Origin of the sequence: Saccharopolyspora oryzae, from assembly GCF_027853915.1 — a bacterium.
Taxonomy (GTDB): Bacteria; Actinomycetota; Actinomycetes; order Mycobacteriales; family Pseudonocardiaceae; genus Saccharopolyspora; species Saccharopolyspora oryzae.
The window spans coordinates 39,252-53,617 of sequence record NZ_JAQGLA010000011.1 but is presented as its reverse complement, the minus strand read 5'-3'; the positions used below and the strand labels follow the sequence as shown (position 1 = coordinate 53,617).

General features: G+C 70.1%; 14 protein-coding genes. 8 read left to right on the top strand and 6 right to left on the bottom strand.

Going from position 1 to position 14,366, the window contains the following annotated elements; translation table 11 throughout:
- The first annotated feature begins 179 nt into the window (after positions 1-179).
- Entirely contained in the window at positions 180-1,532 is a 1,353-nt protein-coding gene (locus tag OU415_RS10130; protein WP_270948371.1) for a glycoside hydrolase family 18 protein, read from the top strand.
- A gap of 88 nt (positions 1,533-1,620) precedes the next feature.
- Here OU415_RS10130 and OU415_RS10125 read toward each other — a convergent pair whose 3' ends face one another.
- Positions 1,621-2,211, bottom strand: a complete 591-nt coding sequence (locus OU415_RS10125; protein ID WP_270948370.1) for a TetR/AcrR family transcriptional regulator — start codon at positions 2,209-2,211, stop codon at positions 1,621-1,623.
- A 53-nt stretch (positions 2,212-2,264) separates the two neighbouring features.
- On the opposite strand from OU415_RS10125, the gene OU415_RS10120 reads away from it, so the two are divergent.
- Complete coding sequence (locus OU415_RS10120) at positions 2,265-2,471, top strand: type II toxin-antitoxin system VapB family antitoxin (protein ID WP_270948369.1); 207 nt, start codon at positions 2,265-2,267, stop codon at positions 2,469-2,471.
- A gap of 15 nt (positions 2,472-2,486) precedes the next feature.
- Complete coding sequence (locus OU415_RS10115; RefSeq protein WP_270948368.1) at positions 2,487-2,867, top strand: type II toxin-antitoxin system death-on-curing family toxin; 381 nt, start codon at positions 2,487-2,489, stop codon at positions 2,865-2,867.
- A 126-nt stretch (positions 2,868-2,993) separates the two neighbouring features.
- Here the strand turns inward: OU415_RS10115 and OU415_RS10110 are convergent, their stop codons facing one another.
- From OU415_RS10110 to OU415_RS10090, 5 genes are all read right to left on the bottom strand, one after another.
- Positions 2,994-3,329: a hypothetical protein gene (locus OU415_RS10110; RefSeq protein WP_270948367.1), complete on the bottom strand. Its 336-nt coding sequence runs from the start codon at positions 3,327-3,329 to the stop codon at positions 2,994-2,996.
- Positions 3,330-3,664: 335 nt separating this feature from the next.
- Positions 3,665-4,117 carry a flavodoxin family protein gene (locus OU415_RS10105; protein WP_270948366.1) on the bottom strand — a complete coding sequence of 151 codons (453 nt, stop codon included), beginning with the start codon at positions 4,115-4,117 and terminating at the stop codon, positions 3,665-3,667.
- The gene (locus OU415_RS10100) at positions 4,118-5,764 is read right to left on the bottom strand and encodes a phospho-sugar mutase (RefSeq protein WP_270948365.1); all 1,647 of its coding nucleotides are present in this window, start codon (positions 5,762-5,764) and stop codon (positions 4,118-4,120) included.
- Positions 5,765-5,848: 84 nt separating this feature from the next.
- Positions 5,849-6,658 carry a purine-nucleoside phosphorylase gene (locus OU415_RS10095; protein ID WP_270948364.1) on the bottom strand — a complete coding sequence of 270 codons (810 nt, stop codon included), beginning with the start codon at positions 6,656-6,658 and terminating at the stop codon, positions 5,849-5,851.
- Between the two features lie 50 nt (positions 6,659-6,708).
- A complete protein-coding gene (locus OU415_RS10090; protein WP_408641829.1) occupies positions 6,709-8,424 on the bottom strand; it encodes a serine/threonine-protein kinase in 1,716 nt (571 codons plus the stop codon).
- A 446-nt stretch (positions 8,425-8,870) separates the two neighbouring features.
- Here OU415_RS10090 and mbhE point away from each other — a divergent pair, with 446 nt between their 5' ends.
- From mbhE to OU415_RS10065, 5 genes are read left to right on the top strand one after another with little or no spacing between them, the layout of a single operon-like run.
- Positions 8,871-11,225 (top strand): hydrogen gas-evolving membrane-bound hydrogenase subunit E, encoded by a 2,355-nt coding sequence (mbhE, locus tag OU415_RS10085; protein WP_270948362.1) that lies wholly within the window; start codon positions 8,871-8,873, stop codon positions 11,223-11,225.
- A complete protein-coding gene (locus OU415_RS10080; protein WP_270948361.1) occupies positions 11,222-11,767 on the top strand; it encodes an MnhB domain-containing protein in 546 nt (181 codons plus the stop codon). Before mbhE ends, OU415_RS10080 begins: the two co-directional genes overlap by 4 nt.
- Positions 11,764-12,180: a Na(+)/H(+) antiporter subunit C gene (locus OU415_RS10075; protein WP_270948360.1), complete on the top strand. Its 417-nt coding sequence runs from the start codon at positions 11,764-11,766 to the stop codon at positions 12,178-12,180. The genes OU415_RS10080 and OU415_RS10075 overlap by 4 nt, the downstream gene beginning before the upstream one ends.
- The gene (locus OU415_RS10070) at positions 12,177-13,712 is read left to right on the top strand and encodes a Na+/H+ antiporter subunit D (RefSeq protein ID WP_270948359.1); all 1,536 of its coding nucleotides are present in this window, start codon (positions 12,177-12,179) and stop codon (positions 13,710-13,712) included. The genes OU415_RS10075 and OU415_RS10070 overlap by 4 nt, the downstream gene beginning before the upstream one ends.
- Positions 13,705-14,259, top strand: coding sequence for a Na+/H+ antiporter subunit E (locus tag OU415_RS10065; protein ID WP_270948358.1), 555 nt, complete (start codon positions 13,705-13,707; stop codon positions 14,257-14,259). Before OU415_RS10070 ends, OU415_RS10065 begins: the two co-directional genes overlap by 8 nt.
- The last annotated feature ends 107 nt before the right edge of the window (positions 14,260-14,366 follow it).

Below are 14,366 nucleotides of genomic sequence, written 5' to 3'. Positions count from 1 at the left end.
TTCCCCGAAATCGGGATCCTTTCGCATTTCTGGGCGCAGCACGCGGCGGTGTGAACGGTGAAGGGCGCTTTTCGGGGAGCAAGCGGGTTCGGCTGGACGGGCGATGGCTGGTCTAGACCTGATCGGAATATGGTCTATACCACACATGGAGCGATCCCCCCGATGAAGCAGGAGTCGCCATGTCCAGTCGAAGACGACGGTTCCCGTTCCGGCTCCCGGTGCTGCTCGCCGCGGTCCTCGCGCTGGGACTGCCGGTCCTGGCCTCCCCGGCCGGTGCCACCGACACCCCCGCCGACCCCCAACCGCAGGCCGCCGCCCGCAAGGTCGGCTACTTCACCCAGTGGTCGATCTACGACCGCAACTACTTCGTCAAGAACCTCGACACCTCCGGCGCCGCAGGCCAGCTGACCCACCTCAACTACGCCTTCGGCAACCTCGACGCCTCCGGCCAGTGCTTCCAGGTCAACCAGGCGGGCGAGGGCGACGCCTGGGCCGACTACCAGCGCCGCTTCACCGCTGAGCAGAGCGTCAACGGCCAGGCCGACGCCTACGACCAGCCGCTGGCGGGCAACCTCAACCAGCTCAAGCAGCTCAAGGAGAAGTACCCGAACCTCAAGGTCTACATCTCCTTCGGCGGCTGGACCTGGTCGAAGAACTTCCACGCCGCGGCGGCGACCCCCGAATCGCGCGCCGCGCACGTGAAGTCCTGCATCGACATGTGGTTCCGCGGCAACCTGCCGCAGATCGGCGAGCCGCAGGGCGGTGAGGGCGTGGCCGCCGGGATCTTCGACGGCGTCGACCTGGACTGGGAGTGGCCCGCGTCCGAAGGCGGCCCCGGCAACGTCGTCGACCCGGCCGACAAGCAGAACTACACCGCGCTGCTGCAGGAGTGGCGCACGCAGCTCGACGCCGCCGGCCAGGAGCTCGGCAAGAACTACGACATCAGCGCCTTCCTGCCCGCCGACCCGGCCAAGATCGAGGCGGGCTACGAGGTGCCCAAGGTCTTCGACCTGCTGACCTTCGGCACCATCCAGGGCTACGACCTGCACGGCGCCTACGACCCGACGACCAACCACCAGTCGGCGATCCTCAGCCCGGACGGCGACCCGTCGCCGGAGAAGTGGAGCATCGACCAGACCGTCAAGGCCTGGCGCGATGCCGGGGCGCCCGCCGACAAGATGGTGCTCGGCGTGCCGTTCTACGGGCGCGGCTGGACGGGCGTGACCAACGAGAACAACGGGCTGTTCCAGAACTCGACCGGCCCCGCCCCGGCCACCTACGAGGCGGGCATCGAGGACTACAAGGTGCTCAAGGCCAAGGCCGGCCAGTTCACCCTGCACCGCGACGACAAGGCCGGATTCGCCTGGCTCTTCGACGGCACCACGTTCTGGACGTTCGACGACGCCACCGAGATCACCCGCAAGGTCGAGTACCTGAAGCAGCAGGGTCTCGGCGGTGCGATGGTCTGGTCGATGGACGGTGACACCCCGGAGGGCGAGCTGATGACCGCCATCCACAACGCGCTCGGCTGACACCGCGAGCTGTCGTGGTCGGTGTGGTGAGACCCGCCAGATCGGACACGACGCGCTGGCCCCGGAGGAACCCCCCGTCGCTCCGGGGTCAGCGCATCCAGCCGGCCATCCCGTTCCGCAGCGCCCGTTCGTAGCGGGCGCTGCTGGCGTTCCCGGCCACCGCGGATCCGAGCAGCTCCAGCGAGATCAGGCCGTGCACCAGCGACCAGGCGGCGAAGGTGATCTCGTCAGGATCGGTGTCGACGAGCTCGCCCTGCTCGATGCCCCGCGCGACGGTCTCCTGCAGCGGCCCCATGCTGCGCAGCGCGGTGGCCGCGGCCTCCTCGTCCGGGACGAAGTCGGGCACCGCCCGGCCGAACATGATCGAGTAGAAGTGCGGGTTGGCCAGCGCGCTCTCCCGGTAGGCCAGCCCGAGCGCGCACAGGTCCTCCACCGGGGAGCCGGTGCGCGGCACCTGCTCCATCCGGTCGCCGAGCCGCCGGAAGCCCTCCACGTACAGCTCCCGGACGAGTCCGGGCTTGCCGCCGAACAGCGAGTACACCGCGGTGGTGGAGGTGTCGACGTCCGCGGCCAGCCGTCGCAGGCCCAGCCCTTCGGGGCCGTGCGCGGACAGCAGCTCGCCCGCCCGGTCCAGCAACCGGGTGCGCAGGGCGTCGTCGTGCGCTCGCGGTCTAGCCATTGCCAGAAACTATCGCCTTCAACGAGTGGTATCAGCGCGATACCATCTAGCGCATGGCCATGACCCTGCGCCTCACCGAGGAAGAGAACCAGCGGCTCGCCGAGCTGGCGGCGGCTGAAGGCCGGTCCAAGCAGGAGGTCGTGCGCAGTGCGCTGGCCGAGCGCTGGGCGCGGCAGCAGAAGGAGCAGCAGCTCGACGAGGTCGTGCAGCGGGTGCTGCCTCGCTACCAGGGCTTGCTGGACAAGCTCGGCAGCGCATGATCGACCATTGACGGCGTGATCGTTTACCTCGACACGTCGGACCTGCTCCTGCTCGCCACGGCGGTGACCGACGGCGACCTGATGGTGCGGGACGGCGGCCTGCTGGACGCGGCGGCGTACCGCCCGCACGCCGAGATGTTCGGCGTTCCCGCCTACGAGACGTTGTGGTTGAAGTCCGCCGCGCTGCTGGACTCGATCGTCCGCACCCGACCGCTGGTCGAGGGCAACTGGCGGTTGGCCTGGGTGGCCGCAGTGGCGATGTGCGATCTCAACGGCTGGTGGGTGGAAGCCGGCGACGACGCGGCCCTGGACCTGGTCCGGGAGGTCGGCCGGGACCAGCGAGAGCTCCCCGATGTCGCCGCTCTCCTGGAGTCCTGGGCGAAGCCGAAGGCTTGAGTCCGCGTGCGCGCCGGGGGAGCGGTTTCTGAAACGCTCCAGAACCCCGGTGCTCGCCGGGCGAGCGGTGGCCCGGTCGGGATTTCCGGCCGGGCCACCGAGTTCGTGCTTCGGTTGGGGTGGTGGTCAGCCGACGGGGCCGCCTTGCAGCTTGCGCATTGCGATCGGCGCGCCCGCCAGGTCCTCTTCGTTGCAGAGCAACTTCAGGTTGTAGTACGGGGCGCCTTCGCCGTCGTCGTAATCCAGGTGGACTGCGATCACGTCGACGGGTTCACCCAGCCATTCCTGGGCTTCGCGTAGCCACTTGGCGGAACGCTCCAAAGCGGCCGGTAGGTCGTTGTCGCGGAACTCGACAGGTCGGTAGGGGACGCCCTGAACCTGATCGTGTGAACCAGGGGGCTGTGGAAGATCCACCGAGACGCCGGAATCGTCGAGTTCGAGTCGGATCGTTTCCTCACTCACTGTCGCAGCGTAACCCCTCCGGCCATGCAAATGCTGTCGGAGTCCCTGCATGGATGCACCGGTGTGGGCCGAACGGGGCAGTTGAGCGGGATTCGGCCGGTTACCGAGTGCGAGGAGGGAGGGCGCCCCGAACATCGCACGTTGATGAGGGAAGGCGGGCTTTGCCCAGGGCGCCCCTGTCGTCAAGGGGCGCGCCCCGACGACACGATCAGGTTACAAGGCCCTCCCGGACCAAGATCAACTGGGGTTCTTCTGCTGTCCCGCAAGCGAAAGCTGCTCATGGGTCGTGAGTACTTCGGGGCGTTAGAGCACCCCGAAGTGCTCACGAGGGCCGATCAGTCCATGAGCCCGGCGGCGACGGTGGCGCCGAGCTCCCAGCAGGCCGCCAAATCGGACTTCTCGGGCGCGCCAAGCACGGTGACCGGCTCGGCGACCTGCTGCCAGGCGAGTCCGGTCGTGATCGAGCGGATCGCGCGCTGTGCGCCTTCGACCCCCTCGTTGCCGTGCACGTAGTAGCCGAACGGGCGACCCGCGGTCGAGTCCAGGCACGGGTAGTAGATCGTGTCGAAGAAGTGCTTGAGCGCGCCGCTGATGTAGCCGAGGTTCGCCGGGGTGCCCAGCAGGTAGCCGTCCGCCTCGAGCACGTCGGAGGCGGTGGCGCTCAGCGCCGCGCGGCGCACCACCTCGACGCCCTCGATCTCGTCGGTCGTCGCGCCCTCGACGACCTTCTCGAACATCGCCTGCATGCCCGGCGACGGCGTGTGGTGCACGATCAGCAGGCGGGGCATTCAGCCTCCTCGCACGAGTTCGGAAACGGCCTGCTCCAGCGCGGCGAGCCGGTCCGCGGCGCGCTGCTTGGCGGCGGGCAGCGCATCGACCTGCTCGACGACCTGCAAGTAGCACTTGAGCTTCGGTTCGGTCCCGGACGGCCGGATGACCACGCGCAGACCTCCGGCGCCGGTGATCATCAAGGCATCGGTGTCCGGCAGCAGGTCCTGGACGTCCACAGTGGTCTCAGCGAGCCGGGTCGGCGGCGTTTCGCGGAGGCGCTGCATGATCTGCGGGATCATGTCCAGGTCCGAGACGCGGACGGAGATCTGCCCGGTCCGGTGCAGGCCGTGCGCGGTGGACAGCTCGTCGAGCAGCTGCGGGAGGCTGCGTCCGGTGGCCTTCAGCGTGGCGGCCAGGTCGCTGGCCAGCACCGCGGTGGAGATGCCGTCCTTGTCGCGCACGAAATCCGGGTCGACGCAGTGGCCCAGCGCTTCCTCGTACGCGTAGACCAGTCCTGTCCCCGCGCCGTCCCCGGCGCGCACCAGCCACTTGAACCCGGTCAGCGTCTCGTCGTAGCGGACGCCGAACTCCGCGGCGATGGAGCGCAGCATGGTCGCGGACACGATCGTCGTGGCCACCAGCGGATCCGGCGTCGCCGTGCGATCCAAAGTGGACAAGATGTGCCAGGCCAGCAGGACGCCGGTCTCGTCGCCGCGGAGCATCCGCCAGGTGCCGTCCACCAACACGCCCAGCGCGCACCGGTCGGCATCCGGGTCCAGCGCGATCGCCAGGTCCGCGTCGACCTCGGCGGCCAGCTCCAGCAGCGCGTCCGTCGTCCCGGGCTCCTCGGGGTTCGGGAACCCGACGGTGGGGAAGTCCGGATCCGGTTCGGCCTGGGACGCGACGAGGTGCACGTCCGCGAAACCCGCGCGGCGCAACGCTTCCCGGAGCGGTCGTGCGCCGACACCGTGCAGCGCGGTCGCCGCGATGCGCAGGCCGCGGGCACTGCCGCGCGGCAAGGTCGCGACCCGGTCCAGGTAGTCGTCCAACGCGGACTCGTGGATCGTCCAGGTCTGCGCCCGGGGCACCGAATTCGCCGCCGGCGTCGCGGCCACCGCGGCCTCGATCTCGCCGTCGGTGGGGTTCACCAGGTGGATGCCGCCGCGCAGGTACAGCTTGTACCCGTTGTCCTGCGGCGGGTTGTGCGAGGCGGTGATCTGGATGCCGGCGACCGCGTCCAACGCGCGCACGGCGTGCGCGACCACCGGCGTCGGCAGCGGTTCGGGCAGCAGCCGCACGTCGAAACCCGCTGCTGCCAGCACCCCGGCGGCATCGGTGGCGAAGTCCTCCGACCCGTGCCGGGCATCCCGGCCGACGACCACGACGCCACCGCCGCAGCCGTGCCGGGCCAGCCATTCGGCGACCCCGGCGGTGGTGCGCACGACCACCGCGCGGTTCATGCCGTTCGCCCCGGCGCGGACCTCGGCGCGCAGACCGGCGGTGCCGAACCGCGGCATCCCGGACATCCGGTCCGCGAGCTCCGGCGAATCGGCGTCGACCAGCTGCTGCAACTCCGCTTGCGCGCGCGGGTCGACGTCCTCGGCGATCCACCGCCGAGCCGCCGCCCGCACATCAGTCCCGGACCCAACCACCGATTCGCTCACGCGGCCTCCGATACACCCAGGTGTGCCCAGCAAAGGGGTCGTGAGTGCGTAACAGTGTTCGAACACTGTTACGCACTCACGACATCAGGACGCTTCGACGACGGAGCGAAGAAGCTTGCCCATGCGGCTCGCGGATGCGCGGCCCGCTTCCAGGACCTCTTCGTGGTTCAGCGGTTCGCCGCTCAGGCCCGCCGCCAGGTTCGTCACCAGGGACAGGCCGAAGACCTCGGCGCCCTCGGCGCGCGCCGCGATCGCCTCCAGCACCGTCGACATGCCGACCAGGTCGACGCCGAGGGTGCTCAGCATCCGGATCTCGGCCGGGGTCTCGAAGTGCGGACCCGGCAGACCCGCGTAGACGCCTTCCTCCAGCGTCGGATCGATGCTGCGCGCCAGGTCCCGCAGCCGCGGCGAGTACAGGTCGGTGAGGTCCACGAAGTTCGCGCCGACCAGCGGCGATCGCGCGGTCATGTTGATGTGGTCGCTGATCAGCACCGGCTGCCCGACCTGCATGCCCTCGCGCAGCCCACCGGCCGCGTTGGTCAGCACCACCGTGCGGCAACCGGCGGCGATCGCGGTGCGCACGCCGTGCGCCACCGGGTCGATGCCCTTGCCCTCGTAGAGGTGCGTGCGGCCGAGCATCACCAACGCGCGCTTGTCGCCCACCGGCACGGACCTGATCTTGCCGCTGTGCCCGATCGCGCCCGGCGCGGCGAAGCCCGGCAGTTCGGCCATGCCGATCTCGGCGGCGGGAGCGCCGATCTCCTCAGCGGCGGGCTGCCAGCCGGAGCCGAGCACGACGACCAGGTCGTGGCGGTCGACGCCGGTGGCCTCGGCGAGCTTCGCGGCGGCGGCCGAAGCGGCGGCGGACGGGTCGGGAGCAGTACTAGACGTCACAGCCGCGCAGCTTAGTAGCTGCTCCGGGAATCGTCCGGGGCTTTCCCGCGTCAGGAGCTGCTGGTCTGCAGGCTCGGGGAGATCTGGTCGAGGATCTTCTGGTTCTCCACGTAGGTCCCGGCCGGGCCGGTGACCCGGACGATCCACAGGTCGTTGCCGCGTCGCGTCAGGTCGGCGAGCGAGAAGCGCTCGGCCGTGGCCCCCTGCGTGCCGAGCGTCGGTGCCACCGTCGTCGTGTAGCTCAGCCGCTTGCCCGTGCTGTTGTCGACCGGTTGCTCCGCGGCGACTTGGCCGCCTTCGCCCGCGGTCTTCGGTAGCTGGCTCAGGTAGTCGTCGACTGTGTAGCCCGAGTTGAAGTAGTTGCCGTAGCGCTGCACGGCGATCTCGATGCGTCCGTCCGGGGACACGTTCGACACCACGAGGCTGTTGGCGATGTCGGTGCGCTCGCTGTGGAACCGCCGCCACCCCTGGGCGTTGGGCGTGAGGATGCTGAACTCGCCGCCGTTGGGCGCGGCGGTGTGCTTGGCGTTGTCGGCGCGCCCGACCAGGTCCATCTGGTCGGCCACGTGGGTTTCCGTCGCCACGCCCTGCGGGGTGCCGGAGTGCGGCAGGACGTCGCGACCCATGATCACCCGGCTGGCGGCGAAGCCACCGCCCACCGCACCGGCGAAGAGCACGACGGCGGCCGCGGTCAGCGCCACCGCGGCCCACGGCGAGCGGCGGGGCGGCGGCGGGTCCTTCAGCTCGAACGGCGGCAGCCCGGGATCTCTCGCCAGCTGCCCGGCCTGGGAGTTGAGCGTGGGGTGCTTGGTCTGCGGGGGAGGCGGAACCACCGGGTTCGACGGCGTCGCCGGGACCAGCGTGCGGACGCGCACCGTCGGTGCTTCCGGGTCCAGCAGCATCGCGAACGGACGCGCTCCCGGCTCCGGCAGCAGGTGCTGCACCCGGCGGCGCACCTCGGTCAGCGGCATCCGCCGCGTCGGGTCCTTGACCATCAGCGCGGTGATGATCTCGCCGATCGGACCGGGGCGGCTCACCCGCGGCACGGGGCCGCGCACCACCTCGGTCACGGTGGCCAGCGGGTCGTCGCCGACGTCGTAGGGCGAGCGCCCCTCGGCAGCGGCGAACAGCGTCGCGCCCAGTCCCCACAGATCGGCCGACGCGGTGACCCCCTCGCCCGCCGCGACCTCGGGCGCGATGTACGCCGGGGTGCCGAGCAGGATTCCGGTGCTGGTGATGGTGTGCTCGGCGATGTTGCGGGAGATGCCGAAGTCGCTGACCTTGATCCGGCCGTCGTCGCCGATCAGCACGTTGCCCGGCTTGACGTCGCGGTGCACGATGCCTGCCCGGTGCGCGGCGTCCAGCCCGGCCGCGCAGCCTTCGGCGATCATCGCGATCTGGTGGTCGTCGAGCTCGCCGTGCTCGCCGAGGATCGCCGCGAGGCTCTGCGACGGCACGAGTTCCATGACCACGAACGGCTCGCCGTGCTCGCGGGCGACGTCGTAGAGGGTCACCACGTTGGGGTGCGAGAGCACGGCGATGGCCCGGGCCTCCCGGAGCGCGCGCTCGCGCATCTCGGCGGCCTCTTCGTCGGGCATCCCCGGCGGCAGCTTGACCTCCTTGACCGCCACCGGGCGGCGCAGGAGTTCGTCGGTACCGGCCCACACGGTGCCCATCGCACCGCCACCGAGCTTGCGGTCCAGGCGGTACCGGTCGCCGATCAGCCGGCCGGCACCGGTGAGGATGTCGTTGTCGTTCGCGGGCACGGAGGACATTCTCCACAGCGAACCGACCGCGCGAGGGCGAAACCGCCGATCGTTGCTCAGCTGGGACGCCCCCTTGCCTCCCGGGTGATCAGCGCGAATCGGTCGTATCGGCGTTACACAACGTGAGTAATCCCACCTGCGAAGTCGCCCGAAAGGCGTGGTCAGCGCGGCCAAGGTCATTCCGCCGCAACGGAAAAACCGGTGTCGATCTGCTACCGGTCGCAAGATCGCGGATTGGCTCGGACTCGTGTGTTTCGGATAAGTTGGACGCCGATCGGACCTCGCTGGCCCGAGCCTTCTCAACGCCGATACTCGCAGCGTCGCGCGCCGGAACGAGCAGCATATCCGCTTGTGGTGCGTCCGCGATGACGGTGGCGAACAATCCCCGGTGATCGGGTGTCGGCGGGTCGAGCTGACCACGACCAATCGGCGTCGAGGAGGTGCCCTTGCTCGCTTTCGTCGTCGTGCACCTGCTGGTGGCCCTGGCGCTACCGTTCCTCGCCCGGCGCAGCACCCGAGCCGCATTCCTGACCGCAGCCGTTCCCCCGGCTGCGGCTCTGTTTTGGGTGTTGTCGCAGGCAGGACCGGTGTTGTCCGGGCAGACGATCAGCGAGACCGTCGAGTGGGCACCGCTGATAGGCCTGCAGTTCGCCTTCCGGCTGGACGCGCTGTCGCTGCTGATGACCGTCCTGGTGGCCGGTCTCGGCGCGGTGGTGCTGGTCTACGCCGACTCCTACTTCACCCGCGGTGGCGGCGACGCCCGGCGTTCCGCGCCGCTGCTGCTGGCCTTCGCCGGGGCGATGCTCGGGCTGATCTTCTCCGACGACCTGATCACCGTCTACGTCTTCTGGGAACTGACCACGATCTGCTCGTTCTTGCTGGTCGGGCAGGCCGGGCTCAGCCGCGAATCGCGCCGGTCGGCGCTGCAGGCGCTGATGATCACCAGCCTGGGCGGGCTGGTCATGCTGCTCGGCTTCGTGGTGCTGGGCGAGACCGCGGGCACCTACCGGATCTCCGAGCTGGTCGAGCACCCGCCGGGCGGCACCGCCACCGCGGTCGCCGCGGTGCTGATCCTGGTCGGCGCGTTCACCAAGTCCGCGCAGATCCCGTTCCACAACTGGCTGCCCGCAGCGATGGTCGCGCCCACCCCGATCAGCGCGTACCTGCACGCCGCGTCGATGGTCAAAGCCGGTGTGTTCCTGGTGGCCCGGCTCGCGCCGGTGTTCCTGGGCGTGCCGCAGTGGTACTTGCCCGCGATCCTGTTCGGCCTGGCCACGATGCTGCTCGGCGGCTGGCGCGCGCTGCACGAGTACGACCTGAAGAAGCTGCTGGCCTACGGCACGGTCAGCCAGCTCGGGTTCCTGATGGTGCTGTTCGGCGCCGGTACCCACACCGGGGCGATGGCCGGTGCCGCGATGCTGCTCGCGCACGGCATGTTCAAAGCGACGTTGTTCCTGGTCGTCGGCATCATCGACCACCAGGCGGGCACCCGCGACATCCGCGAGCTGTCCGGGCTGGGGCGCCGGATGCCGTGGCTGGCGATGATCGCCGTCCTCGGCGTCGCCTCGATGGCCGGACTTCCGCCGATGCTCGGCTTCATCGGCAAGGAAGCCGCGTTCAGCGCCTTCCTCACCGGCGGTCGACCGGACCTGCTGGTGGACGTGGTGCTGGTGCTCGGCTCGATGCTGACCGTCGCCTACAGCCTGCGGATGCTGTTCGGCGCGTTCGCCGACAAGCCGGGAGTGCCGGCGACCAAGGCCAAGAAGCCCGGCTTGCAGGCGGTGCTGCCGGCCGCGGTCCCCGCGGTGGTGGGCGTCGTGCTCGGCCTCGGCTACCCGGTGGCCGACACGCTGGCCAGCTCCTACGCCGAGGCGTTCACGCCCGTCGTCGACCCGTACCACCTGGCGCTCTGGCACGGCTTCAACCTGCCGCTGCTGCTGTCCGCGATCGCCGTCGCCGGCGGTGTCGCGCTGCACCTCAGCCGGGTTCAGCTGACGGCGATGCGCAATCGGCTGCCGCGGCCGCTGGACGCGCAGCGGGGCTACGAGCGGATCATGGCGCTGCTGGAGCGGGTGGCGGTCGGCGTCACCGGTCGCCTGCAGGTCGGTTCGCTGCCGACCTACCTGGGCATCATCCTGCTGACCGTCCTGGCGGTCCCGGGCTCGGCGTTGCTGCTGCGCACCGACCTGCCGGACGACCTGCGCAGCTACGACGACCTGCTGCAGATCCCGCTGGCCATCGTGGTGATCGTCGCGGCGATCGCGGTGCTGCGCTCCCGCCGGCGGCTGACCGCGGTGCTGCTGGTCGGCGTCGTCGGCTACGGCATCGGTGGTCTGTTCATCGTGGACGGCGGCCCGGACCTGGCGCTGGCGCAGTTCCTGGTGGAGACGCTGACCCTGGTGGCGTTCGTGTTCGTGCTGCGCCGCCTGCCGGTGCGCTTCACCCAGTCCGACACCACAGCGCTGCGGGCGCCGCGGGCGATCATCGCCGGTGCCGCCGGGATCTTCATCTCGCTGGCCGCGGTGATCTTCAGCGGCGCGCGCCACGCGCCACCGGAGGCCAGCGCCGAGTTCATCGCCAACGCCGAGAAGGGCGCGGGCGCGACCAACGTGGTCAACGCGATCATCGTCGACTTCCGCGCCTTCGACACCGTCGGCGAGATCTCGGTGCTCGCGGTGGCCGCCACCGGCGTGGCCAGCCTGATCCTGGCCTCCCGCCACGAGCGGCGGAAACGCAGCACGCGAGTACCGCCGATCACCGCCAAGACCACGATCAAGCAGCCGGAGGAGGTGCGCGAATGACGACGACGCCGGTGAAGCGCCCGTCCTGGACGACCTGGGACGCGCCGACCGAACGCTGGCTGCTGTCCGGTTTCTGCCGCGACGGCAAGCAGCGCACCATGCTGCTCGAGCTCGTCGCCCGCATCGCCTTCCCGACCGTGCTGGTGCTGTCGATCTACCTGCTGTTCGCCGGGCACGACCGGGCCGGCGGCGGGTTCAGCGGCGGCCTGGTCGCCGGGCAGGCGTTCGTGCTGCGCTACCTCGCCGGTGGCCGGATGGACGACAGCGCGATCGTCTCGATGCGGCCGCCGGTGCTGATCGGCCTGGGCCTGACCATCGCCACCGCCTCCGCGTTCCTACCGCTGCTGTTCGGCGGCGAGCTGCTGGAGACGGCGATCTACAAGTTCGCGGTGCCGCCGCTCGGCGAGATCAAGTTCGTCACCAGCGTGCTGCTGGACAGCGGGGTGTTCCTGCTGATCGTCGGCGTCGTGCTGGACCTGCTGCGGACCTTGGGCTCGGGCATCGAGGCCGACGTCGACGCGGCGGAGCGGGGGCAGCGATGACGATCAACCTGACCATGGCCGTGGTCCTCGCGGTGCTGTACTCGGTCGGCTTCTACCTGCTGATGCAGCGCTCGCTGATGCGCATCCTGCTGGGCATCGTGATCCTCGGGCACGGCTCGAACCTGCTGCTGCAGACCGCGGGCGGGCCGCCTGCCGGGGCCGCGATGATCGGCACCACCGATCCGGCGCAGATGGCCGACCCGCTGCCGCAGGCGATGGCGCTGACCGCGATCGTGATCACCTTCGCGCTGACCACGTTCCTGCTGGCCCTGGCCTACCGCTCGTGGACGCTGCTCGGCCACGACGAGGTCCGCGACGACATCGAGGACCGGCGCATCCAGCGGCTGGAGCGCCGGCTGGCCGAGTCCGAAGAGGACAGCGCCGAGGACCTGGCGAAGGAGGCCACTCAGTGACGGTTCTCGTCGCCCTGCCCGTACTGCTCCCCCTGCTCGCGGCCGGTCTGTCGTTGGCGCTCGGGCGCTTCGCGGACTTCCAGCGCGCGCTGGGGATCCTGGTGCTCGGCGCGATCATCGCGGACGCGGCGGTGCTGCTCCACGTCGCCGACACCTCCGGCCCGGTCGTCCTGCAGATGGGCGCCTGGCCGGCCCCGATGGGCATCACGCTGGTCGCCGACCGGCTCTCGGCGCTGCTGCTGCTGGTCTCCTCGGTGGTGACCTTCGCGGTGCTGATCTACTCGATCGGCCAGCGCATCACCGACTACGGCCGGGAGCGCTCCAGCACCACGTTCCACCCGATGTACCTGGTGCTGTGCGCCGGTGTCTCGCTGGCCTACCTCACCGGCGACCTGTTCAACCTGTTCGTCGCCTTCGAGATCATGCTCAGCTCGTCGTACGTGCTGATCACCCGGCGCACCACCGCCACCCGCATCCGCGCGGGCATGACCTACGTGATCGTCAGCCTGGCGTCCTCGCTGCTGTTCATCACGATGATTGCGCTGGTCTACGCCTCGACCGGCACGGTGAACCTGGCCGACCTCGGCGAGAAGGTGCACGAGCTGCCGGAGGGCCTGCAGAGCGCCCTGGCGCTGCTGGTGGTGATCGTCTTCGGGGTGAAGGCGGCGATGGTGCCGCTGCACTTCTGGCTGCCGGACAGCTACCCGACCGCGCCCGCGCCGGTCACCGCGGTGTTCGCCGGGCTGCTCACCAAGGTCGGCATCTACGCGCTGATCCGCACCCAGACGCTGGTGTTCAGCCACGCCGAGAGCTGGAACCTGATGCTCGGCATCGCGCTGATCACCATGATCGTCGGCGCGCTCGGCGCGCTGGCCCAGAACGACCTGAACCGGCTGCTGTCGTTCCTGCTGGTCAGCCACATCGGCTACATGCTGTTCGGGCTCGGCGTCTACGACGTGATCGGCCTGACCGGCGTGATCCTCTACGTAGTGCACCACATCACCGTGCAGGCGACGTTGTTCCTGGTCAGCGGTCTGATCACGCGCCACACCGGCACCGTGGCGCTGACCCGGATGGGCGGGCTGGCCAAGGCCGCGCCGCTGATCGCGGTGCTGTTCGCGCTGCCCGCGCTGAGCCTGGCCGGGGTGCCGCCGTTCTCCGGCTTCGTCGCCAAGCTGGCGCTGCTGCAGGCCGGTGTCGGCGCCGCGACCTGGCCCGCCTACGTGGTGACCGGCGGCGCGGTGCTGACCAGCCTGCTCACCCTGTACGCGATGGCGCGGGTGTGGACGCGGGCGTTTTGGGGCCAGGTCAAAGCTCCCGAGCAGGACCCGGACCCGACCGACGAGCTGGTGGTCGGCACCGCCGACTCGAACCGCCCGATGGTGGTGGCCAGCGGGGTGCTGGTGGCCGCCAGCGTGGTGATCGCGCTGGTCGCGGGTCCGCTGGCGGAGGTCAGCGGGCGGGCCGCGACGGACCTGATGCACGGCGAGACCTACCGGAGCGCGGTGTTGGGAGGTGCCGCCGGTGAGTGAGCGGATCGCACGGCGCGGCGGGTTGGTGCGGCGGTTGCCGCTGGTGGCCTGGCTGACCGTGGTCTGGGTGATGCTGTGGGGCACCTTCGACCTGGGCACGCTGTTCTTCGGCCTGGTGGTGGCGGTGTTCGTCGCGACGCTGTTCCCGACGCCGACCATCAACACCAACATGTCGGTGCGCCCGCTGAGCCTGCTGGCGCTGGTCGGCTACCTGGCCTGGGACCTGGTGATCTCCACCGCGCGGGTGTCTTGGCAGGCGGTGACCCGCGGGCCGCGGGCGACGGCGGGGATCGTGGCGGTGACGCTGCGGACCGACTCCGACCACATCATCGCGATGGTGGCCAACGCGCTGTCGCTGGCGCCGGGCAAGTTCGTGCTGCAGATCGACCGGGTCAACCGGATCTGCTACGTCTACGCGCTCGGCATGCAGGTCGAGGACGCCGAGTCGGTGCGCCGGGAAGTGCTGGCCCTGGAGCGCCGGGTGGTGCGGGCGGTCGGCTCGGCGAACGACGTGGCGCTGGTCAGCGGAACAGAGGGACGCGCATGACATCTCTTGTGTCAACCGGAGTTCTGCTCGACCGCACCTCAGGGGACCGTGATGCAACCCAGCCACAAGAAACCCCCACAACGCGAGATCACTCCCGAACGCAACCA